Raw genomic sequence first — 20197 nt, forward strand, 5'->3', positions numbered from 1 at the left:
CAACTTCGATTTCCCTTAGCGGGTATTATTGCAGAAATGCCCACGGAGCCCCACTGAGTCGGTGACGAGTCGCCTTAAACTGGAGTTTTATAGTCAGGAAATTACGCTCAGAAATCGCAAAAACCCTTTGAAATCAACGTTGCGATTTTAAGGGCTTGCAGAATCGAGGGAATCGGCGGAACTAGTTACGTATGAGACAAACCGCTATCTCCGCTAGAGACAGAGTCGCCGCCCAACGTGAACGCGTGCGGGCGGCCGGTCGCACTCACCTTTATACAGACCTTCCGAATGAGTTGATCGAGGCAATCGACCGGCTCAAGGAGGAACGGGGCGCGCCATCCCGCGCGCCCATCATTGAGGAAGCCGTGAGGTTACTTATCGAGAAGCAGCAAGGGACATAACGGCAAAACGCCCGACTGTTAGCAGCAGTCGAGCGTTTTAATAGGCCGTCAGACACACCGTAGATGAGGGACAAACCCTAAGGGGTCGCCAGACACACCAAACGGGGCCAAGTTCCTCCCCTTATCTACGCTAGAGCACGCCAATCCGCAAGATTGATTCTTGTGGAAACGGGAAAGCTGTGTCCGCCGTCCACGCCGTCATGTCCTCCGAACGGAAGGACGAAGGACATTATGTTGAGGACGCAAATCGCGGCCGCGATCGGCTGCGCGCGTGCGAACGCGCTTGATGAAATCATGCGGGAGGTGTGGACGCGCTTCAGCGCCGGCCAGCTCTCCGAAGAAGACGCCGGCCAGCTCTCCGCGCTCGCCCATGAGCGCCGCGCTGGGTGGCGGGGGGCAGGACAGGCCGCGCTTGGCCTGGTCTTCCCTCCCCCGGCTGCACGATGCCCGACGCCGGTTCGCCGGCGCAGCCATTTCAAGGGGCGATCCGAGGGCCAGATATGGCGGCCGACGACGCGCAAGGACGTACAGGCGATCTTGAAGGCGGCCGAAATCTACAACGAGGCCGGCTTGCACGAGAAGGGCGAGCGCAGCGGCCCGCTAGGATCGGTGGCGCTCGATGTGCTGCGGTTGTTCGTCAATCTCATCGACTTCCGCACCGGCCGGCTTGAGCCGTCTATCACAACGATCATGGACCGCCTGGGCCGATCGCGTGATACGATCGTGCGGGCGCTGAAGAACCTGCGGGCGCATGGCTTCATCGACTGGCTGCGGCGCTACGAGCCGACCGGGAACGAAGGGCGCGGCCCACAGGTGCAGCAGGCCAGCAACGCCTATCGCCTGTCCCTGCCAGAGAAGGCCCGCGAGTTCCTGGGACGGTTTGGCAAGGCCGCTCCCCCGCCTGCGGATCACGGACAGGACCAAAGGGCTTGGAGCGAGGCAATCGACGCCTACAAGGCGACCCTGCCCCTTGATGAGCGGACCTTGCTTGATGCGGGTGATAACCCGGTTGGACAGGCTCTCGCACGCATCGCAAAGGGTTTGATGAAACGTGAGTCCGATAACCAGACTGAATCCCCATCTAGATTTATACCTATAGAGCAAACATAAGCGGTCGCCGCTGTTCGGGCCGCTCACGCGGCCCTGCGGCGGTTCCGGCCCGCGCATATTGCGGGCCGGCAAACTGCACCATCACAGCAAAACCCGCAGCATCGAGTTCGCGGAACCGTTGCTATGGGCTTTCGAGGAAAGCAGGCGGATAGGTCGTGTCCAAATTGTGCATTTGTGCACAATTGCACCGATGCACAAAGCCTTTGCTCTGCCCCGCTCGCTGTGCTACCATGTACACAGTGCAACACGAGGGTTTCACCATGACAGCAAGCACCACCATGACGATTCGGGTTTCCCCTGAAACCAAGACGAAGCTGGAACGGATCGCGGCCGACACCCGGCGCAGCAAATCGTTCCTCGCAGCCGAGGCCGTTTCCGCCTATGTCGAGCGCGAGCTTGAAATCATCGACGGCATCAAGCGCGGCATGGCCGATGCGGCGGCCGGCCGAGTCGTGCCCCATGACGAGGCGATGGCGGAAATCTATGCCGCAATCGACGCGGCGGAATCCAAGCGCGCAGGCAAAGCGTGAGCCGGTCGGTTACATGGTCCCGCGAGGCCCTGGACGACATCAAAGAACAGGTCGCTTTCATTGCCCAGGACAACCCGGCCGCCGCGCGACGGGTCGCAGATCGGATTCGAGATGTAGGCAAGGCGCTTGGGGAGATGGCGATGGGCCGGCCCGGCCGCGTGACAGGAAGCTACGAAAAGTCCGTCTCCCGCCTGCCCTACATCATCGCCTATGAGCTGCGCACGATCGCCGGCCGCGAATGCGTCGTGATCGTGCGGGTTATCCATACGTCGCGGGATTGGCCGGCCGAGGAATGGCCTAACTGACTGTGCACAGATGCACAATGGATCAATTGCACAAAAGCTCCGTTGACTGAAAGCCTATAGGCTGGCAATGTTCAACTCTGCAATTGTGCACAACGGAGCTTTTGCAAAAATGCGGTATTGCACATGAAAACTATAGCTATCGCCATGCAGAAAGGCGGCGTCGGCAAATCGACGCTCGCGAAAGCCCTTGGCGTTGCCGGTGCGAAGGCCGGCTTGAACGTCCTCGTGCTGGATATGGACACGCAGCAATCGACCGGACAATGGGCCGAGCGCCGGAAAGACCCGCTCCCCGTTGTGCGCTTCGCAACCGAGATCGAGCTGCCGAAACTGTTGCGGCAGGCAGAGGAAGCCGGCTGCGACCTGGTTGTCATCGACACCCCGCCCGCCCGGAGCACCGAAGCGCCGGCCGCCGTCGAATCCTGCGACCTCGTGCTTGTACCGTGCTCGCCCGACATCGAAGCCTATGAGCAGCTTCCCAGGACCGCGCGCCTTGCACGATCGACAGAGAAGCCGGCCGCCGCCGTCTTGACGATGGCGCAGCCGAATAGCCGCGCCGAGGAAGACATTGCCCGACAGGTGTTCGAGACGGTCAGGCTTCCTATGGTCCCGGCCGTCCTTCACCGTTTCAAGGTGCATCGGGACGCGAGCCGGGAGGGCATGACCGCCTTTGAAATGGAGCCGGAGGGCAAAGCCGCCGCAGAGCTGCAAGCGCTCTGGCAATGGGTTGCGGCAGAATTGCAATTGAGCACAAGTGCACCTGTGCACAAGAGAGCGTGAGGAAAGTATGGCGAAGACGAAAGCGACCGCACAGGATTTCCTGTCGAAAATGAACCTGCCCGAACAGCAGGACGAGCGCCCGGAGCCGAAGGCGAGCAGCGCGCCGGCCCCCGCCGATCGTGGGCGAGCTGCAAGCCGAAGCGGCCTCAAGCATATCGGCGGCTATTTCGATAGGGACACCGTGGAAAAGGTGGCCGTTCTCAGGGCACGCCTCGACCTCGACAACTCGCAGCTCATCAAACGCGCGATTGACGAGCTTTACAGCAGGGAAGGGGCCGCCCGGAAATTTGGCGATCGTTAGTGCACAACTGCACAACTGCACAGGAAAGTAACCCGCCCCCGGCCGGCCCTACGGCCCAATATGATCAGAGCGGGCCGGCCGGGGGCTACCGTCGCGGGCGTGGTCAGGTCGTACCAATTGGTGGCTGCAAACTCTCAGTTTTTTCCGTTATAGTCGTTGACGCCTGTGGAGACGCGGGCCGGGGCGTGGAATCCTCGGAAGGTTAGATATAGATGGACCTTGCGGCGACCGGGTGACGGGCGCGCATGTCCAGGCTTGCGCTAAAGGCGTTCGTGTCCCGACTAACCTCGGAGATTCCAACACCCGGTTCCCGCACTCTTGCGCATCACTGATCCCCTGATGCGGCCGGCCCTGTTTCGAGGGCGCATAGGCAGGGGCAGGGCGCAGGAGGCCGGATGAAGACACAGTTTCATGAAAGTGCCGATTTGCTGGACATGCTGCTTTTCACCGTCAAGGTGATCGCCACGAGCGAATCCGGCGACAAGCAGCGAATCGCGAACGCCTATCAGGATGCGCGTTCGCTTGTGGCGACGATCGGCCTGGACGATGAAGGTTCAGCACGGCCACGTATCGTTGCCTGTTTCGAGCGTTTCAATGCCTACAAGACCGCTGATGATGTTGCGGCGGCCGGCTGGATACTGACCGCGATTCAAGAGCGCGTGGCCGAGCGTAACCTTCCGGGCTGGCAACAGCTTCGGAAGATTGTCAAAGGTGCGGTGCGCGAGCTGCCCCGGCCCGGAAAAACGGTGCTGCATTGACGCCGTGACAGGGGGGGCAGGACGCGGCGACAGCCGCGCCGGCCCGGAGGCGAACGCACTCCCATCTAGTGCCGTAGAGAGCCGGAGGGCCGCCAGTAACAAAGCCCCGGTGCGTTAGCGCCGGGACCGCATTGAAATTCCTGGGGGGAACGTGGAACAGACGAGACGGATAGATGCAGACCCTAGCCAACCTCATGCCGCTGTTTTGTATGGCAGCAGCGGTCTATTTCTTCTTTAAATGGGTCGTTCGCGACATGAACAAATAGGCTGTTATTCCGCGTGAGAAAGGGATGGCAGGATAGGCTAACGGTATACCGTTAGCCGTTTCGCCCGAGGGGCGGCCGCCACACGCCGCGCGTGGGCGATTTGCCGATTAGGTGAATGAGTGAATCTGCCGCTGTGCTTTTCAGCGATTGAGTGAATCGGTGAATGAGTGAATGCGCGATTCGGCTTTTCACATAGATGTTGCTTTAGCGCCGGGACTGTTTTTCATGTCCCGGCGAGCCGTTCGGCGCAGATCGCGGCGACGGTTTCTTGCAGCGCCTTCACACGGTCGACCAGCCAGGCCAGTTCCTCGCCGGTGATTTCGTAGGCCGGGGAATAGCGCGCATCGACATAGGCGCGATCGAGACGGGTAAAGCAGCGCTTGGCGGAACGGGTATCGCGCGGCCAGACCTCAATCAGCCGGGGCGCGATCCTCTCCGCGTGGGATCGTAGAACGGACAGGCGATGCGATTTCGGCGAGTAGAGCGTTAGGACGAGCAGGGTGCAATGATAGAGGCGTTCAGCGGCTTGATGGAGCGAGAAGGCAGCGAGGCGGAGATTTCCCCGATCCCGGTAGAACGTGGCCCCGGCCTGAAACTCGGCGGCGTCGGGAAACCAATGCTCAAAGTGTCGTCGCGCTTCCTCTCTCGCGACCTCCGGCGCTAGAGGCTTCGGCTCAGCGAGGGGATGACCGGGCGTTTCGTAGAGCACGATACCGTCGCGGGCTATGTCCACGAAGAAGGGGCGGCCGTGGGCGAGCTGGTCGTTCAAGTCCTGATAGGTGTGGACGATGAAGTTGACCGGCGCAGAGAGCCGGCGCGTGATGGTCAGTTCTTGCAGGAACAGTTCCGCCGCCTTTTCCCAGGATTCATATTGTTCCCCGAAGCTCTCGTAATTGACGACGACGAGCAAATCATAGTCAGAGCGATAGCCGCTCTTGCGATCCTCGACCCAATCGCCGCGCGCATAGGAACCGAACAGGATCAGCTTGAGAATGCGGCCGCGCCTGCCTTTCTCGGAGAGCTTGGATTTTAGGGAATCCTCAAATTCACCGAACAGGATTTGCGCCGCGCGTTCCAGCTCGCGGCGCTTTTTGCCGGGCAGATGGTCGAGGCGATCAGGGAGCGTCATACAGCCCCCGGAACTCGGAATCGGCATAGTAGGCGAGCTTACCGGCGAGGATCGGGCGTTGCCCGGCCAGGAACAGCAATTCGATGTTCTGCGGCATGTTGCGGACCTCATCCGGAGTGAGCAGCGGGCGGCCGACATGCTGTTCGCCGTAGGAAATCCCTGTCTTTTCGGAATCGAGCGCACGGCCCATGCTTTCAAAGACGACCGTGGATTGCCCGAGCATGTCGGAGACGAGGCGGGCGCTCTCATGATCGTTGACGCCGAAGACCTGTAGAACGCCGGCATTTGACAGGAAGGTGCCGGCGCGCTGCCCGTAGGTGGCGCGGAGCTGGTGAACGTCTTGCAGGATCGGCCAGAGCTGGACGCCGTAGCCGGCCATGAGGCCCATAGCGCGTTCGACCGGGGCCAGGTGGCCGAGAGAAGCGAACTCATCAAGCAGATAGAGGACCGGCACGGCCGGCCTGCCGGGCGTGCGGGCCATTTCGAGCAGGCTTTGTGTGACGAGCAGGCGCAGCCAGCGCGAATAGGTCGAGAGCCGATCGGGCGGCAGGACGAGGAACACCGAGACGTTGCGGCTTTTGAGATCGGCAAAGCGGAAATCCGATCGGGCGAGGACCGCCGCCATGCGCGGGCTATCGAGGAAATGGGTATGGCGCTGCGCCGCCGATAGCACGCCGGCCGCCTCGCGGTCGGACTTGCCGAGGTGACGATTTGCGGCGCGGGCGACCAGGCCGGAGGCGGCGGTTGACGCCTGCATGTCCTTCAGGAGCGCCGTGAAGGCTTCAGGAGCCAGGGTCAGGTTCTCGCGCAAGGTGGCGAGCGTTCGCCTGTCACGCGGCTCCGTGACGGCAATGTGGAGGATCATGCCGCCGATCAGTGCCTTGGCTTCCTCGTTCCAATGCGCCTCGCCGGCCATGCCCGGCTCATCGAACACGAGTGCGTCGGCCAGGGTGCTTGCATCTTCCGCGACATCGAGGCTGGCGGGGTCGAGCATGTCGAGCGGATTGAAGGCGGCCGAGGGCTGGCCGGAAACGCCGAAGGGGTCGAGGACGTGGACCGGGCCGAAGGTCTGGCGGGCGCGGCCGGCGATCTTGGCATTTTCGCCCTTGGGGTCGATGCAGATCACGGAGCGGTCAGCGGTGAGCAGGTTAGGGATGATGGTTCCAACCCCCTTGCCGGTGCGCGTCGGTGCCATCGTCAGCAGATGGGCAGGGCCGTCATAGCGCATCAGTTTTCCCGTTTTTGCGTCGCGGCCGATCAGCAGGCCGGAGCCGTTGCGGGTGAGGGGTGCAACTTCCTTGTTGGTGGCGAAGCGGGCCGTACCATGGGTCGCATCGTCCAAATCCCCGAAATGCTGGATCATAGGATTCGTCAGTATTCGGAACGCGAGCACGGCGAGGACCACCAGAACGCCAACAAGGGCGACCACGCGCAGCGGCCACAATTGAGACGGGATCACAGCAGCAAGGAGCGACAGAACCAAGCCGACGATGAAAATTATGATCACCATGCCGAGCAAATATTGGAACAGCCGAACGGGCGACATGATGATGCTCATCATTGCCCATATCGGATCACGTCTCGCCTGCCGCAGCATGTTCTTGAACGCGGCCCATGCAAGTGTCGCCTGGTTCATGAAGCGGCCTCCCCATTATTGCTTGCCGGTTGCGCGGCTTCAGGCTTGCCAAGCAGATCGGCAAAGAGTTCCTTGTCGCCGTCGCGTGTCAGGAAGCCGGGCAGTTCCTTGCGCAACCAAGCTGGGGTCAGAACAAGAGCTGCTCGAAATCGTACGCTAAGACCGAACGGAGCGGGAGCGTCATGCAGCGCGGAGGATTCTTCCAGGAAGTCGCAATGGCCTGAAGCCTTCGGGCATCTGCTGCTCGGTGTCCCAGGAATAGATGCCGGTGAGATTTATGTGCTCCCAGCTGAGTGGCGAGACATGCTTGAGCAATATGTCGGGGATAGTTCGACCACTTTGACGCAGATGGGCTACGGCACGGCTGAGATAAACGGTATTCCAGTGGACGATGGCGCTGACGACAAGGTTGAGGCCCGAGGCACGGAATGCCTGACTTTCGAACGATCGGTCGCGGATTTCGCCGCGCTCATGGAAGAAAACGGCCCGCTTGAGCTTGTGGGCGGATTCTCCTTTGTTAAGACCGGCTTGACATCGCCGGCGAAGTGCCGGGTTGGAATACCATTCGATCATAAACAGGGATCGCTCGATGCGCCCGAGCTCACGCAGGGCTTTCGCCAACTGGCTCGGTTTCGAGGATGCCGCCAGCTTTTTGAGGATCATTGAGGGCGCAACAGAGCGTGTCGTGATTGATGCCGCCAGATGGAGAAGGTCATCCCAGTGTTCCAGAATGAGGGCGGTATTGATCGGCGCGCCGATATGGTTGGCCAGTGCTGGATATGAGTCGGCCTTTTCGAAAGTATGGAACTTCCGGTCCTTGAGATTGCGCAGCCGAGGCGCAAAACGCTTTCCGATCAGAGTGAAGAGGGCAAATACATGATCGCTCGCACCTCCGGTATCGGTAAAGTGCTCCTCGATCTCCAGGATGGTGTCGTGGTCGAACAGGCCGTCGAGAACATAGGCTGCCTCGCTCTCGGTCGGGCTGATCGGCAGAATGCTGAAATAGCCGTACTGATCGGAAAGGTGGCTGTAAAATTTCGAGCCTGGCTCGCTGCCATAATGCAGGTTGATATCACCGCGTTTGGCGGCACGATCACTGGCCCGGAAGAACTGACCATCAGATGATGCGGTCGTCCCTGTTCCCCAGAGCTGGGCGTGGGGATGACGCGCATGGGCGTCGGTCACACATGCCTGCGCTGCGCGATAGGTTTCCGTGCGGGCATGGAACATGCGCATCCATCCGATCTGATGGGCGCTGATCCCCTTGGAGGCTCCGGCCATACGTTTCGGGCCAAGATTGGTGGCGTCCGCGAGCGTGCCGGCGAGCATGGCCGGAATGTTTTGCGGTGAATCGCCCGTTCGAACATGGGTGAACTGGTCGGCAAAGCCGGTCCACTCATGCACGTCTCTTAAGAGATCCGGCACTTCGACAAGCGGATACATTTCGCTGAGTTCGATATTTAGTTCATCGGCTGCAGCGGGCACTTCGCTCGCCAGCGGTGTTACAATCAGGGTTCCGGCATCGAGACGGACGCCTTCAAGTTTGCCGTTGCGGGCGCGATGGGCGAGACGTTTCAGATTGAAGTCCAGCAATTGTTGCATTTCGGTGAGCCAAGCCACCCCGTCGCGCTGCACACCGAGCCCAAGCTGGTCAGTTTCCTTCAGCTTGGTAAAAGTAGGGCGGGGCATGAAATTTTCATTTATCGGCCGGAACGCCCTGCTGCCTTCGACCCAGATGTCGGCCGAACGAAGCCGCTCGCGCAACGCTGCCAGTGTTGCAATCTCATAGAGACGGCGATCGGCCTTTGCCTGCCCGAAGATCAGTTTACGCTCCGCCGCGCCGAGATGAGCGATCGGGACACGTTCGGGAAGCACGCGCCTTCCTTCCGCGTAAAGGGATCTGAGTGTTTCGATCGCTGCCAGCAAAGGATCATACCGACGACTTGAATGGAATGTGAAGGTCAGGAGGAACCGGCCTGCATAATTGCGAACATTGGCATATTGCTCAGCTGCAATAAGCAAGGGTGAGGCGTCATTGTCTTCCACCATCGCCGCAAGCGTCGGCTTTGCCTGCACCAAGCGATGCCAGCCGACGTGGCGGTCGAGCGTTTCAATTGCATCTTCATCATTGTCATTGGCGCACTGAAGAGCCGATATCGTGTCGAGAAACAGCCGTAGTGCCTTAGCCGTCTCCATCCGGGTGTTCACATGGCGCTGCTTCTTGCGGTTATTCGCCTGCGAAAACAGCCTGCCGATCAGCTTGATGAACATGGTGACTGCGGCGTCGGTGAGCTTTTGCCCAAGCTTGATGATCTGCGCGATGATCGTCGCGCGCCGCCGACTGGCGTTGAAGTCGGCGGCAAGCCATGCCGGTGTCACATCGCCCTCCCGGACCATCTGCTCCCAGCGACCGGAGTGGATGCGGGCTTGTAGTCGGGGATCGATATCGAGCGCGCGGATGAAAGCGATCCTGTCGGTCAGCGTGACCAGGTTGGTTGCTCCCGGAGCATCTGGCGCAGATCGCAGCCAATGGAATCGCGTCTGTCGTATCTCGGGATCAACCGTCAAAAGATCATCGAGGGATTGGAGCTTTTCGGCTGAAAGGCCCGATATCAGGGCAGCCTCGGCGCGACGGCGGGCTATTACGCGGCCGGCAAAGCCGATCCGCTCTATTGTGTCAGGTGCGGGAAGTAACACCTTCCGCTCCCGCAGCGTGGTGACAATAGCTTGGGCAATAGAATGGCCCTTGTCCGTTGCGGTCGCCGTTTCGACGGCGGATAGTAAGGCGGCGCGCCGGTCCTGTGCTGTTGCTGTTCGTTTTCCAAAATAGGAAAGCAAATGCGCGATATGCTCGCGGCGAGTTTCCTCCCGCCTGGCATAGGAACGGAAACTCTCCGGATCAGCATCCAATTGTTCGGCTATATAATTGAGCATCGCCCTCGGCGGAATTTCGTGCACCATGAGAGCCCGGCCCGGATGCCGCATCATGCAAAGCTGGACAGCAAAGCCGAGCTGGTTATGTTTTCGCCTGCGGACTTCGATCTCCAGCCGGTCCGATGGAGATAGAGTGTAGTGACGGATCAGACTATCCTCATCGGTCGGTACGCCGAACAGCTCCTGTTGATCCTGAATTTTGAGAAACTTCCGCCGCGCCATTTTTTACTCCATACAAACTTGCGTCGATGGTTCCGGGCATGTCCGGAAACGGTCGTTTGCGTACAGGCCTAAATCACCCTGTCCACAAATTATCTTGACTTATTTGTGGACAGGCATCACCTTTCGGACAACCTATTCGGACGAAATTGAACCTTATGCCACGCACCTTTGCCTATGTCCGTGTCTCCACGACCGGACAGACCACCGAAAACCAGATTCAGGAAATCGAAGCGGCCGGCTTCCACGTCGAGCCACGCCGTATAGTCACCGAGACCATCTCGGGCAGCGTCGCCATTGCGCAGCGCCGGGGTTTCTCGCGACTGATGGATAAACTCGAAGCCGGGGACGTGCTCATCGTCACCAAGCTCGATCGGCTCGGCCGAGATGCGATCGATGTCAGTACGACGGTCAGGAAACTGGAGGAGCTGGGCGTGCGGGTCCATTGTCTGGCCCTCGGCGGCGTCGATCTGGCGAGTTCCGCCGGGAAGATGACGATGAGCGTCATCAATGCCGTCGCTCAGTTCGAGCGTGATCTGCTGATCGAACGCACGCAGTCGGGCCTCAAACGAGCCAAGTCGGAAGGCAAGACCCTCGGCCGTCCCGCTCGGCTCAATGAGAAGCAGAAATTGGATGTTCTCTCGGATTTGGCGGGCGGGATGAGCGTTTCCGCACTCGCCAGAAAATTTGACACCAGCCGCCAGACCATCATGCGTGTCAGGATCGAGGGCGACCGCTCCGTTTAAGCCGTGACTTGAGTAGGCACCCGTTTCCCTTTCGCCTCACCCCGCGCAGCAGGACAGTTTTTTCACATCCCTGTCGAAGGTCTGAGCCGCAAGCTTCAAACCTTCGACAGTCGTCAGATATGGAAAGATCGTCTCCGAGAGATCATCGATCGTCAGGCCGCAGCGGATGGCCAAGGCTGCCGTCTGAATGCTGTCAGCACCCTCTGGTGCAAGGATGTGAGCGCCAAGGAGTTTCCGGGTTGACCCGTCGGCGACCAGCTTGATCAGGCCGCGCGTGTCGCGCGCCGCCAGCGCCCGCGGCACATTGTCGAGGGAAAGGACGGAGGTGCGAACCGAATGTCCGGCAGCCCGCGCCTGCGCTTCGGTCATGCCGACGCTCGCCACCTGCGGATCGGTAAAGACCACGGCGGGCATTGCGGTGTTGTCGTAACTCAGGCTGTCGCCGTTCAATGCGTTCTTGGCGGCGAGCTTTGCGCCATAGGCGGCCATGTAGACGAACTGATCTTTTCCGGTTACATCGCCGGCGGCATAGACGCCCGCCTTCGAGGTGCGCATGCGATCATCAACGATGATGGCCCCGGCCGGTGTCAGGTCTATACCGGTTTCAGCAAGCCCAAGGGCTTCAGTGTTCGAGCGGCGTCCCGTCGCCACAAGAATCCGCTCGGCAGTCAAGATTTCCGGACGTCCGTCCCGCGCGATGGCGAGGGCAACACCACCATCATCGGTCTTGCGGGCGGACTCGTAGGTAATGCCGCTGACGATTTTAATCCCCTCATCGGCCAGATAGGTGGCAAGCGCAGCGCCGATTTCGGGTTCAGCCTCCGGCAGAAGCCGGCTGCGGAACACGAGTGTCACTTCGACACCGGCCCGTGCGAAAGTCTGGGCAAGCTCCACGCCGATGTAGCCGCCGCCAAGCACTATCATCGAGCGTGGCAGCTCGGTCAGGGCGAGCGCTGTCGTGCTGTCGAGCGGCGATACGTCAGCGATCCCCGGAATCCCCGGCAACGCCGGACGCGCACCGGTGGTGATGATAATTCGCTCGGAGCCGATGTGCTGGCCCGCGACCTGGACACCGCCGTCAACGAGGCGGGCCGGACCTTCGTGGTAGACCACATTGTTGTACTCCGGCAGCAGATCAGCGTATTTCGCCTGTCGCAGACCGGCAACCAAAGCGTCTTTCTGGGCGATCTGAGCGGCCCAATCAACCACGCGCGCGCCGCTTTCGATCCCATCAAACCGGGCAGCCGCATCGTTGGCGTGACGTACAGCCTCCGTGGCCCGGATCAGGGCTTTCGAGGGCACGCAGCCGATGTTGACGCATGTACCGCCGATCGTGCCATGCCCGACAAGAGCCACTTGGGCGCCTAGTTCGGCGGCCGTGATCGCGGCGGAGAAACCGGCCGAGCCAGCTCCGACGACCACAAGATCATAACGGCCGTTGCCTTTGTTGGAAGTTGGAACGTCGCAAGCTTCACACATTCAATTCACCTTTGTTGTCTTGTTATTCATCGAGCAGCAATTGGCATCCGCTGATGAGGCGGAACGCCGACGCCGGTAAAGATAAAGTGCGGACGCCCCAATCGCGGCGAGAGCGATCGGGATCAGCACATAGCCGGCCGCTGCGAACCATGCGGAAAAGCCAAAAGAGCCAGCGGCGACCAAAAGAAATGGCGCGGCGCAACAGATGACGGCGAGAAACCCGACTTCGCCAAGGCCGATGAACTTTCCATCTGTCATGCTGAACCTCCTTACTGCGAAACGCCGGACGGATAGCCAGCATTGGTGGTTGCGGTGATCAGCGCGGCGACATTCGTCTGGCTGTCGTCAAAGCGCACCTTCGCGATCGCCGCGCCGGTCGCCTCCGATACATCAACATCGAGCACGCCTGGAACGTTGCTGAGCGCCCGCTTCACAATCGGGCCGCAGAGTTCGCAGGTGGCATTGGCAACATTCAAGGTTACGGTCTGCTCGGCGGCAAAAGCGTGACCACCCGTCAGCAGGGACGCAGTAAGGGCAATGAGGGGCAGGATTTTCATGAGATTCTCCTTGGGATTAAGCATCGAGGACAAGGCGGGCGGCGTAGGGAAAGCCCACGGCGATAATGATCAAGACAGTTGCGACCCAAAGGCCGATCTTGGCGTTCCGATGGGATGATGGACGCGCGCAGTAGGAACCCTCGGCGCATTCAGCCGCCTTCGGCCTGCGATAGACGAGATAGAAACCGTAGCCGAGGCAGGCGAGCGCGATCGTGATAAACACAGGCTGGTAGGGTTCGAACGCGGTCAAATTGCCGATCCACGCGCCGCTGATGCCAGCGAAGAACAAGGCAAAGGGCAGCACGCAACAGGTTGCTGCGCCCAGTGCCGCAACGATGCCGCCGACCGACAGCAATGCTGCCCGATCAAAACCCTTTTCGGCTGGCTCTGTGACTGTATTTGCCAGCGTCCGTGTTTCATCCTGCATCATCGTTCACATGCTCCCGCAATTGATCTATCGTGACCCTAGTGCCTGTAGCGACTACAGGGTCAAGCGAGAAATTTTCACGGATTTGTGCGAGCTATGTGATGACACAGAATGATGAATTTTCGATCGGCGTGCTGTCCGAGCGCAGCGGCGTCAACATAGAGACGATCCGCTATTACGAGAAAATCGGCGTCATGCCGAAGCCCGCCCGCAGCGCAGCGGGTTATCGTATCTACACAACTGAACACGCAAGGCGGCTGCATTTCGTGCGGCGCGGCCGTGAACTCGGCTTCAGCCTGGACGAGTTGCGCGGCCTGCTTCGCCTGGTCGATGGGCATACCTACACCTGCCGGGAGGTCCATGCGCTCACCATCGAACATTTGAAAGATATCCGTCAGAAAATCGCCGATCTGCGGCGTCTGGAGCGGGCCATGTCGAATATGGCGGCGCAATGCACCGGCGATCAGGTTCCAGAATGTCCGGTCATAGATGCCCTTTTTGAAATGCGGTCAATCAAGCGTTCCCGCTCCGTTCAAGCTTAGCGTACGATTTCGAGCAGCTCTTGTTCTGACCCCTATTCGCCGCGCTTGCGGAGTTCGAGCGGGCGCTGATCATTGAAAGGACCAAAGCCGGTCTCGCCGCCGCCCGTGCGCGGGGACGGAATGGAGGAGCGCCGTTCAAGATGACGCCAGCGAAACTGCGCCTTGCTCAGGCAGCAATGGGAAAGCCGGAAACCAAGGTGGCCGATCTCTGCACGGAGCTCGGCATCTCACGGCAGACCCTCTATCGTTTTGTCGATCCAAAAGGAGATCTGCGTGCTGATGGCACGAAACTGCTGGACCGTCGTAAGCGCGGAGGCTGACTGAGTTTGCAAGATGAACATTCAGATTGCTCTGGCGGAAGACCGCAACCTAAAACCATGGATGATGCTGGCTAGGCAGGTAGTTCCGTTATTCGGACCTATGCCTGATTTTGAAGCCGTTCTCGTACGGAAGATCAGGCAGGAACAGGCTTTTTGCGCGCGAACCGCCAACCAAAGCTCAATCTTCATAGGTGGGGTGCTGATTGGTGGTAGAGGAAACGAACACTGGATACGGTGGTTGGCAGTCTTGTCCGAGCATCGACGGCATGGCGTTGGCAGAAGATTAGTGGAAACGGCGATTGCCGCGATCCCTGCCAATTCCACGATTTACGTTGATACGTTTGCGGGAGGAAGCCCTGGAGCCTATGCTGCAAACCGCCTTTACCGCGACTGCGGCTTTGAAGCAGCGGAGCTTTGGAAGACAGGAACGGTGGTCCGTCAAAGGTATGAGCTCCGCCCTCGTGCAGAATAGGCGTCAGCCTACCGTATATCTGTGCCCCTTTAATGTTCAGGGGCCGGATTGGCGGAGGCGATCCGCTACGTTCGCGACGGCGACACGCTCACGGTCTGGAAGCTCGACCGCCTCGGCCGGTCGATGAAGCACCTAATCGAGATCATCACCGAACTAGAGGCCAGAGGCGTCGGCTTCCGATCTATCACCGAAAACATCGACACCACGACATCCGGCGGTCGCCTGGTCTTCCACCTGTTCGGAGCGCTGGCACAGTTCGAGCGCGATCTGATCAGGGAACGAACACGCGCCGGTCTGCAAGCCGCAGAAGAACGCGGCCGACGCGGTGGCCGACAAGTCGTCGTAACCCCGGAGAAACTTGCCAAAGCCCGTCAGCATCTGGCGGCCGGTTTGAACGTCCGGGAAGCTGCGGCCCGCGTGAAAATCGGGAAAACCGCCCTCTACGAAGCTCTCAGGGCCGAAAAAACAACGACATCTACGGTTAAACCGACCTGAGTTCCGGATACGTTCTCAAAAGTCGGACAGATTCACTACTTTCGTGTCGTGACGCCATGTGGTTCGTCGGCGGCATCGGCCTGGTCGCCGGCGTGTTCCTGGTCCTGCTGTTGCCGCGCATCCTGCCCTTTGCGGCCGACACCCATGTTGCGGCGATCGTCGTAGGTCAGGACCGATGGAACGCCGGCGTCACCATGATGCAGACGGCCGACCCTGGCGGCTGGCGCGGCGTGGCCGATTCCTGGCAGTTCGTGCGCGACAACGCCGAGGCGATCAGCCAATGCGCCGAGGCCGCGCGCACGGCCGGCGCGGATCAGCGTTGCACGATCACCGTGAAAGCGCCACTGCCCGCTACACCGAACTAAGCATTCTCTGGTGGAAACACCCATCAATTACGAAGTTTAAGGGTGCCGACGCTGGAATGCTTATCGGTCGCGCGGTTTCAACCTGTGAGCCGTGACGCGTAGCCGAACGCGCTTGCGACCCGATTCCGTCCGTCCCGCTTTGCCTGATACATTGCATCGTCGGCCCGCATCTTGAGTGTCGTGAAGTCGGCATCGGACCTCTCCATCACAGCAAAGCCGATGCTGGCGGTCACCCTGATCGGTCGGTCCGCCGATCCAAGGACTATACGCTCTACGCTTTCACGAACCGCTTCTGCGACAGCCAGGGCTTCATCGGGGGCCTTGTCCATCAGAACGATACAAAATTCTTCGCCACCGATGCGACCGAGGTAATCTCGTTCGGAAAGGTGACTTTCACACACATCGCCGAGAACCTTCAGCACCTCGTCGCCTGCCGCATGCCCGTGTGTGTCGTTAATGGCCTTGAAGTTGTCGGCATCGACGATAAGACAAGCCACTGGCCGACTCGTCTTCCGGCAGGCGGCGAAATCCCGGTCCGCGAGCTGGTGGAAGGGTTCTCGGCGAATGGCTCCGGTCAAGCCGTCCAAAGTGGCCAGGAGTTGCAGGTCCAGATGCTGCATGGTCAGCTTTGCGAGATCGGTCAGGGCCGCCAGTTCTCGCTCCGAGGCCTGACGCGGGACCGTATCGATCACGCAGATCGCTCCGAGCGTTTCGCCCTGTCGCGAAATCAACGGCGCGCCGGCGTAGAAGCGGATTCTTGGATCGCCACAGACAAAGGGATTGTCGATGAAGCGGCTGTCGCGTGTCGCGTCTTCGACCACCATGGGGCCGGTTTGGCCCAGGATGTGCGCGCAGAAGGATTCATCGCGCGCCGACTCGGCAATATCGAGACCAATGCGCGATTTGAACCACTGACGGTCCCGACCAACGAGGCTGATCGCAGCGATCGGTACGTCGAAAATGGCTCGCGCCAGCCGGCAGAGCGTGTCGAGACGATCATCCGCGACAACGTCCAGTGCGGCATAGCGATGCAGGATCGCCAGCCGACGATTTTCTACTGAATCTATATGCGGCTCCCTGGGCATTGTTTGTTGAACTTTTCGACTGGGATCATGCGATCCGCTGGAAGCCTAGCCGTTTTTCGTTAACCGACAGTGGCTTGCAATGACAAGGCGCATGCACGGCTTCATGGACCGTACATGCGCGCGGGGTGCCTTACGCCGCTATTGTCGCTTTTCCTGTCCACAGCATGAGGTCCGTTGCCGGCATCGGCTTGGCCATGAAGTAGCCCTGCCCCTCGTCACACCCCCAGTCCCTCAGCATATCGAAGACGATGGGCGTTTCGATGCCTTCGGCGACGACGCGATAGCCGAGATCGTGGGCCATGGCGATGATGGTGCGCACCAAGGTACGGTCGCGCTCCGAGGTCTCCAACCCCATTACGAAGCCGCGATCGATCTTGAGCACGGAGGCAGGCAGTTGCTGGAGATACTGCAGATTGCTGTAGCCGGTGCCGAAATCGTCGATTGCCACGTCAATGCCGGCATCGCGCAGAAGGCTGAGCTGCTCGGTCACGCGTGCACTGTCACGCGCGACGGCACTTTCGGTGAATTCGAGTTCCAGCGACGCTGTGCTGACACCGTGGGCGTCGATGGCGTCGAGCAGGCGCTCGGTAAAGTTCGTTTCATCGAGATTAAGCGCCGAGACATTGATCGACACCTTCAACTCCAATCCCGCCGCATTCCATGCCTGAATCTGCCGCAGCGCCGTGTTAGCGACCCAGGCGGTCAACGGCCGGACCAGCGCGGTTTCCTCGACCGAAGGGATGAACTCGGCCGGCGGGATCGGACCCAATGTCGGGTGGGTCCAGCGCAATAGCGCCTCGGCACCGATGCAGGCACCGGTTCGCATGTCGATGCGGGGCTGGTAGACCAGCGACAACTGGTCATCGGACTCCAGCGCCAGCTTGAAATCGTTGAGCAGCATGAAGCTGCGCATGTTCTTCATGTCGTGCGCCGGCGAGTATTGCGCGAGGCCGCCTTCGGCAAGGCCGGCATCGTCGAGCGCGTTGAACAGCCTGCGCAGCACATCGCGAGGCGCCAGTTCACCGATAGGGAACTCGCAGATTCCCAGCAACGGCGCTGGCGTCACCGGTATTCCGTTGCAGGGGACCGGTTCGTGCATGAGTTCGGCCAGTTCGTGAATGAAGGCCTGCGGATCGCCGCCGAACTGCGGCGTCAGGAGAACGACGCAGCGTGTGAGGCCGACATGATAGAGACGCGCCGAATTACCCAATCGCGGGCGCAAACGGTCAACCGTGCCCTGAACGAGCGCCTCGGTGAAGTCTGACCCAAGAACCCGCTGACCTTGCCCGAACTGGCGGGTCGAAAGCAGTTCGAACATGATGCCGGTGCAGGAAGCGTCACGATTGCTTGTCGCCAGCTCTTCCAAGTCCTCGAACATCTGATGCTGGTTTGGGAGACCGCTCGTCGCATCGACCCGGCCGATCATGTTCTGCAATTCGACCTGGGCCATCACCATGCCGGCAAGGTCGCGCAGCACCTGACGCTGATCGGATTCGAGATCGCGCGGCTGCGCGTCGACCACGCATAGAGTGCCGAGCCCATGCCCCTGTCGCGTGAACAGCGGCGCGCCAGCATAGAACCGGATTCCAACCTGGGCGAGCGGGCTTGTGGCGAAGCGCGGATCGGCGAGAAGGTCAGGTACGACGAACACGTCATCGCCGCCGATCGCGTAGCTGCATGGTGCCTGCTCACGCGGAATCTCGGTCAGATCGACGCCGACGCGCGACTTGAACCATTGCCGATCATTGTCGGTCAGCGAGATCGTCGAGACCGGCGCGTCGAGCAGCCTACTTGCCAGCCGGGTCAAGCGATCAAAGCTCTCGCTCGGCGATGTGTCCAGCAAATTCAGATTACGCAACGCATTCAGCCGTGCTTCTTCGCTGTAGGCGGCGCTGTGAAGATACTCAGTCATTCCATCCCCCATACCCTTGGTTTGATCGGGTTGAGATTACGAGGAACGAGCAAGAGAAATGTTAACCGTCCTTAGTCTGCGAAGTCATAGTAATGAAATGGTAAATCCCTACAAATTTCTACGCAATATGGGGGTAAGTTTATATTTGTTTCATGTTAAGAAAAATTGACAGGCAACGACAATTCGCTGCCCGCCACTCGGGTATTTTGGAGGAAAAGTCAAAAAGCCCGGCTTATGAATATGTTCCGGCGTCACATGGAGCAGTCTTGGAGGATCACGCCGTTGTCATCTTCCAGCGTGGCTTCTTCGCCTTTGGTGAGCAGGGTATATGTGTAATCCGGGTTGATCGCCGTGTAGATCGCACCGGAGGCCGAGACTTCTTGTGCCATGGGAATCATTTCGTCCATCTGTTGCACGATGGCAAAGCCCTTCCCGTCCGCGCCGTTCACATAGACAACGCGCAATATCTCGTTGTCAGCACAGGCATAGTTGATGAACGGTGGTTTCGTCCGCGACGGCAAGGCTCGGAATCGCGCCCATGGCGAATGCGGCACACAAAAGCTTCACTCTCATTGATAGTTCCTTTCAGGTCATTTTCGGCTCATCGCCAAGTTGAGTTCTAAAAGCGGGCGATCCAATGGCTATAGATCGTTCGTCGGCTTATGATTATGGTTCTTAACGAGGCATGAACGTGTTGTCGCGCAAGTCCTAAAACCCGCGACAGATCGGCCAGCCCCGGAAAATCAGGCAGTTTCGCGTCGCACGTCTTTGTCGCAAGTGATATAGCACTTGCGACATGATTTGCGACAGGGGGAACCGTGAGCCGCCAACCAGATTCCGATGCCGGCCGCATGTTCATCGGCTATGCTCGCGTTTCCACGCGCGGCCAGAACCTCGACCAGCAGCGCGCCGCCCTTGGTGGGGCTGGCTGCGTCCGCATTTTCGAGGAAAAGGCTTCCGGGGTGAAGCGGGACCGGCCCGAGCTGGCGCGGATGCTCGACCATCTGCGCGCCGGTGACGTGGTGACGATCACCAGGCTAGACCGCCTCGCCCGATCGACCGGCGATCTTCTCAACATCGCGGAGCGGATCAAAGAGGCTGGCGCTGGCCTGCGCTCGCTAGCCGAGCCGTGGGCCGACACGACGACGCCCGCCGGCCGCATGGTGCTGACCGTGTTCGCCGGCATCGCGGATTTCGAGCGATCCTTGATCGTGGAGCGCACGAGCGCCGGCCGGATCGCGGCGAAGGCGCGAGGCGTGCGGTTTGGCCCCTCTCCTACCCTATCGGCCGAGCAGATCGCACACGCCCGCCAGCTCATCAGCGAGGACAAGAAGCCCGTCGCGGAAGTCGCCCGGCTTCTCGGCGTCCATCGTGCGACCCTCTACCGGGCGCTTGGTGAGTCGGCATAAATTCGACCTTCCGGTTCCGCCG

The 20197-nt window shown here is 60.0% G+C and carries 24 protein-coding genes and 1 pseudogene; 15 read left to right on the plus strand and 10 right to left on the minus strand.

Annotated elements, in window-relative coordinates; all coding sequences use genetic code 11:
* The first annotated feature begins 191 nt into the window (after window positions 1-191).
* The 7 genes from BGP85_RS22175 (at window position 192) to BGP85_RS22205 (ending at window position 4182) form a co-directional block, all read left to right on the plus strand.
* Window positions 192-401, plus strand: coding sequence for a ribbon-helix-helix domain-containing protein (locus BGP85_RS22175; RefSeq protein ID WP_037406665.1), 210 nt, complete (start codon window positions 192-194; stop codon window positions 399-401).
* Window positions 402-632: 231 nt separating this feature from the next.
* Window positions 633-1511: a helix-turn-helix domain-containing protein gene (locus tag BGP85_RS22180; protein ID WP_103466542.1), complete on the plus strand. Its 879-nt coding sequence runs from the start codon at window positions 633-635 to the stop codon at window positions 1509-1511.
* Window positions 1512-1771: 260 nt separating this feature from the next.
* Window positions 1772-2041 (plus strand): CopG family ribbon-helix-helix protein, encoded by a 270-nt coding sequence (locus BGP85_RS22185; protein WP_024270419.1) that lies wholly within the window; start codon window positions 1772-1774, stop codon window positions 2039-2041.
* Window positions 2038-2346 (plus strand): type II toxin-antitoxin system RelE/ParE family toxin, encoded by a 309-nt coding sequence (locus BGP85_RS22190; RefSeq protein ID WP_103466544.1) that lies wholly within the window; start codon window positions 2038-2040, stop codon window positions 2344-2346. The genes BGP85_RS22185 and BGP85_RS22190 overlap by 4 nt, the downstream gene beginning before the upstream one ends.
* Window positions 2347-2469: 123 nt before the next feature.
* The gene (locus BGP85_RS22195; protein WP_023513690.1) at window positions 2470-3123 is read left to right on the plus strand and encodes a ParA family protein; all 654 of its coding nucleotides are present in this window, start codon (window positions 2470-2472) and stop codon (window positions 3121-3123) included.
* Between the two features lie 7 nt (window positions 3124-3130).
* Window positions 3131-3424, plus strand: coding sequence for a hypothetical protein (locus tag BGP85_RS22200; RefSeq protein ID WP_023513691.1), 294 nt, complete (start codon window positions 3131-3133; stop codon window positions 3422-3424).
* A 395-nt stretch (window positions 3425-3819) separates the two neighbouring features.
* A complete protein-coding gene (locus tag BGP85_RS22205; RefSeq protein WP_103466546.1) occupies window positions 3820-4182 on the plus strand; it encodes a hypothetical protein in 363 nt (120 codons plus the stop codon).
* Between the two features lie 489 nt (window positions 4183-4671).
* Here the strand turns inward: BGP85_RS22205 and BGP85_RS22210 are convergent, their stop codons facing one another.
* From BGP85_RS22210 to BGP85_RS22225, 3 genes are all read right to left on the minus strand, one after another.
* A complete protein-coding gene (locus BGP85_RS22210; protein WP_103466548.1) occupies window positions 4672-5577 on the minus strand; it encodes a HEPN domain-containing protein in 906 nt (301 codons plus the stop codon).
* Window positions 5564-7213: a type IV secretory system conjugative DNA transfer family protein gene (locus BGP85_RS22215; protein WP_103466550.1), complete on the minus strand. Its 1650-nt coding sequence runs from the start codon at window positions 7211-7213 to the stop codon at window positions 5564-5566. Before BGP85_RS22215 ends, BGP85_RS22210 begins: the two co-directional genes overlap by 14 nt.
* A gap of 180 nt (window positions 7214-7393) precedes the next feature.
* Complete coding sequence (locus BGP85_RS22225) at window positions 7394-10369, minus strand: Tn3 family transposase (RefSeq protein WP_003501082.1); 2976 nt, start codon at window positions 10367-10369, stop codon at window positions 7394-7396.
* A 155-nt stretch (window positions 10370-10524) separates the two neighbouring features.
* Between BGP85_RS22225 and BGP85_RS22230 the strand changes: the two genes are divergently transcribed.
* The gene (locus tag BGP85_RS22230; RefSeq protein WP_003501080.1) at window positions 10525-11112 is read left to right on the plus strand and encodes a recombinase family protein; all 588 of its coding nucleotides are present in this window, start codon (window positions 10525-10527) and stop codon (window positions 11110-11112) included.
* A gap of 36 nt (window positions 11113-11148) precedes the next feature.
* Here BGP85_RS22230 and merA read toward each other — a convergent pair whose 3' ends face one another.
* The 4 genes from merA to BGP85_RS22250 are packed head-to-tail and all read right to left on the minus strand — an operon-like array spanning window position 11149 to window position 13578.
* Complete coding sequence (gene merA / locus BGP85_RS22235) at window positions 11149-12591, minus strand: mercury(II) reductase (protein WP_085462631.1); 1443 nt, start codon at window positions 12589-12591, stop codon at window positions 11149-11151.
* Complete coding sequence (locus BGP85_RS22240; protein WP_023517539.1) at window positions 12592-12849, minus strand: hypothetical protein; 258 nt, start codon at window positions 12847-12849, stop codon at window positions 12592-12594.
* Window positions 12850-12860: 11 nt separating this feature from the next.
* Window positions 12861-13148, minus strand: a complete 288-nt coding sequence (locus BGP85_RS22245; RefSeq protein ID WP_010661778.1) for a cation transporter — start codon at window positions 13146-13148, stop codon at window positions 12861-12863.
* A gap of 16 nt (window positions 13149-13164) precedes the next feature.
* Window positions 13165-13578, minus strand: a complete 414-nt coding sequence (locus tag BGP85_RS22250; protein WP_003501072.1) for a mercuric transporter MerT family protein — start codon at window positions 13576-13578, stop codon at window positions 13165-13167.
* Between the two features lie 98 nt (window positions 13579-13676).
* Here BGP85_RS22250 and BGP85_RS22255 point away from each other — a divergent pair, with 98 nt between their 5' ends.
* The 6 genes and pseudogenes from BGP85_RS22255 (at window position 13677) to BGP85_RS22275 (ending at window position 15769) form a co-directional block, all read left to right on the plus strand.
* Window positions 13677-14117, plus strand: a complete 441-nt coding sequence (locus BGP85_RS22255; RefSeq protein WP_023517540.1) for a MerR family transcriptional regulator — start codon at window positions 13677-13679, stop codon at window positions 14115-14117.
* 32 nt (window positions 14118-14149) lie between these two features.
* Window positions 14150-14246, plus strand: a pseudogene (locus BGP85_RS29830) (recombinase family protein); the annotation flags it as partial.
* An 11-nt stretch (window positions 14247-14257) separates the two neighbouring features.
* A complete protein-coding gene (locus tag BGP85_RS29835) occupies window positions 14258-14437 on the plus strand; it encodes a Hin recombinase (protein WP_258036119.1) in 180 nt (59 codons plus the stop codon).
* Between the two features lie 13 nt (window positions 14438-14450).
* Window positions 14451-14909: a GNAT family N-acetyltransferase gene (locus BGP85_RS22265; RefSeq protein ID WP_103466552.1), complete on the plus strand. Its 459-nt coding sequence runs from the start codon at window positions 14451-14453 to the stop codon at window positions 14907-14909.
* A 48-nt stretch (window positions 14910-14957) separates the two neighbouring features.
* The gene (locus BGP85_RS22270) at window positions 14958-15404 is read left to right on the plus strand and encodes a recombinase family protein (RefSeq protein WP_103466554.1); all 447 of its coding nucleotides are present in this window, start codon (window positions 14958-14960) and stop codon (window positions 15402-15404) included.
* Between the two features lie 56 nt (window positions 15405-15460).
* Window positions 15461-15769 (plus strand): DUF6118 family protein, encoded by a 309-nt coding sequence (locus BGP85_RS22275; RefSeq protein WP_219811579.1) that lies wholly within the window; start codon window positions 15461-15463, stop codon window positions 15767-15769.
* A 77-nt stretch (window positions 15770-15846) separates the two neighbouring features.
* On the opposite strand, the gene BGP85_RS22280 is transcribed toward BGP85_RS22275, so the two are convergent.
* The 3 genes from BGP85_RS22280 to BGP85_RS22290 form a co-directional block, all read right to left on the minus strand.
* On the minus strand, window positions 15847-16854 hold the full coding sequence (locus tag BGP85_RS22280) for a sensor domain-containing diguanylate cyclase (protein WP_103466556.1): 1008 nt from the start codon (window positions 16852-16854) through the stop codon (window positions 15847-15849).
* Window positions 16855-16984: 130 nt separating this feature from the next.
* On the minus strand, window positions 16985-18766 hold the full coding sequence (locus BGP85_RS22285; RefSeq protein WP_181005072.1) for a putative bifunctional diguanylate cyclase/phosphodiesterase: 1782 nt from the start codon (window positions 18764-18766) through the stop codon (window positions 16985-16987).
* A gap of 251 nt (window positions 18767-19017) precedes the next feature.
* Entirely contained in the window at window positions 19018-19320 is a 303-nt protein-coding gene (locus BGP85_RS22290) for an MliC family protein (protein ID WP_219827763.1), read from the minus strand.
* Between the two features lie 297 nt (window positions 19321-19617).
* Here BGP85_RS22290 and BGP85_RS22295 point away from each other — a divergent pair, with 297 nt between their 5' ends.
* Window positions 19618-20175, plus strand: coding sequence for a recombinase family protein (locus BGP85_RS22295; protein ID WP_103466560.1), 558 nt, complete (start codon window positions 19618-19620; stop codon window positions 20173-20175).
* The last annotated feature ends 22 nt before the right edge of the window (window positions 20176-20197 follow it).

This window comes from Pseudomonas putida (genome assembly GCF_002906855.1).
Lineage (GTDB): Bacteria > Pseudomonadota > Gammaproteobacteria > Pseudomonadales > Pseudomonadaceae > Aquipseudomonas > Aquipseudomonas putida_N.

What these genes read in the sequence shown, in the direction of transcription:
- BGP85_RS22245 (WP_010661778.1), bottom strand. Translation starts at nt 13,148, where the DNA reads ATGAAAATCCTGCCCCTCATTGCCCTTACTGCGTCCCTGCTGACGGGT.
- BGP85_RS22265 (WP_103466552.1), top strand. Translation starts at nt 14,451, where the DNA reads ATGAACATTCAGATTGCTCTGGCGGAAGACCGCAACCTAAAACCATGG.
- BGP85_RS22180 (WP_103466542.1), top strand. Translation starts at nt 633, where the DNA reads ATGTTGAGGACGCAAATCGCGGCCGCGATCGGCTGCGCGCGTGCGAAC.
- BGP85_RS22230 (WP_003501080.1), top strand. Translation starts at nt 10,525, where the DNA reads ATGCCACGCACCTTTGCCTATGTCCGTGTCTCCACGACCGGACAGACC.
- BGP85_RS22275 (WP_219811579.1), top strand. Translation starts at nt 15,461, where the DNA reads ATGTGGTTCGTCGGCGGCATCGGCCTGGTCGCCGGCGTGTTCCTGGTC.
- BGP85_RS22225 (WP_003501082.1), bottom strand. Translation starts at nt 10,369, where the DNA reads ATGGCGCGGCGGAAGTTTCTCAAAATTCAGGATCAACAGGAGCTGTTC.
- BGP85_RS22250 (WP_003501072.1), bottom strand. Translation starts at nt 13,578, where the DNA reads ATGATGCAGGATGAAACACGGACGCTGGCAAATACAGTCACAGAGCCA.
- BGP85_RS22215 (WP_103466550.1), bottom strand. Translation starts at nt 7,213, where the DNA reads ATGAACCAGGCGACACTTGCATGGGCCGCGTTCAAGAACATGCTGCGG.
- BGP85_RS22195 (WP_023513690.1), top strand. Translation starts at nt 2,470, where the DNA reads ATGAAAACTATAGCTATCGCCATGCAGAAAGGCGGCGTCGGCAAATCG.
- BGP85_RS22200 (WP_023513691.1), top strand. Translation starts at nt 3,131, where the DNA reads ATGGCGAAGACGAAAGCGACCGCACAGGATTTCCTGTCGAAAATGAAC.
- BGP85_RS22280 (WP_103466556.1), bottom strand. Translation starts at nt 16,854, where the DNA reads ATGCCCAGGGAGCCGCATATAGATTCAGTAGAAAATCGTCGGCTGGCG.
- BGP85_RS22210 (WP_103466548.1), bottom strand. Translation starts at nt 5,577, where the DNA reads ATGACGCTCCCTGATCGCCTCGACCATCTGCCCGGCAAAAAGCGCCGC.
- BGP85_RS29835 (WP_258036119.1), top strand. Translation starts at nt 14,258, where the DNA reads ATGACGCCAGCGAAACTGCGCCTTGCTCAGGCAGCAATGGGAAAGCCG.
- BGP85_RS22175 (WP_037406665.1), top strand. Translation starts at nt 192, where the DNA reads ATGAGACAAACCGCTATCTCCGCTAGAGACAGAGTCGCCGCCCAACGT.
- BGP85_RS22295 (WP_103466560.1), top strand. Translation starts at nt 19,618, where the DNA reads ATGTTCATCGGCTATGCTCGCGTTTCCACGCGCGGCCAGAACCTCGAC.
- BGP85_RS22285 (WP_181005072.1), bottom strand. Translation starts at nt 18,766, where the DNA reads ATGACTGAGTATCTTCACAGCGCCGCCTACAGCGAAGAAGCACGGCTG.
- BGP85_RS22205 (WP_103466546.1), top strand. Translation starts at nt 3,820, where the DNA reads ATGAAGACACAGTTTCATGAAAGTGCCGATTTGCTGGACATGCTGCTT.
- BGP85_RS22255 (WP_023517540.1), top strand. Translation starts at nt 13,677, where the DNA reads ATGACACAGAATGATGAATTTTCGATCGGCGTGCTGTCCGAGCGCAGC.
- merA (WP_085462631.1), bottom strand. Translation starts at nt 12,591, where the DNA reads ATGTGTGAAGCTTGCGACGTTCCAACTTCCAACAAAGGCAACGGCCGT.
- BGP85_RS22185 (WP_024270419.1), top strand. Translation starts at nt 1,772, where the DNA reads ATGACAGCAAGCACCACCATGACGATTCGGGTTTCCCCTGAAACCAAG.
- BGP85_RS22240 (WP_023517539.1), bottom strand. Translation starts at nt 12,849, where the DNA reads ATGACAGATGGAAAGTTCATCGGCCTTGGCGAAGTCGGGTTTCTCGCC.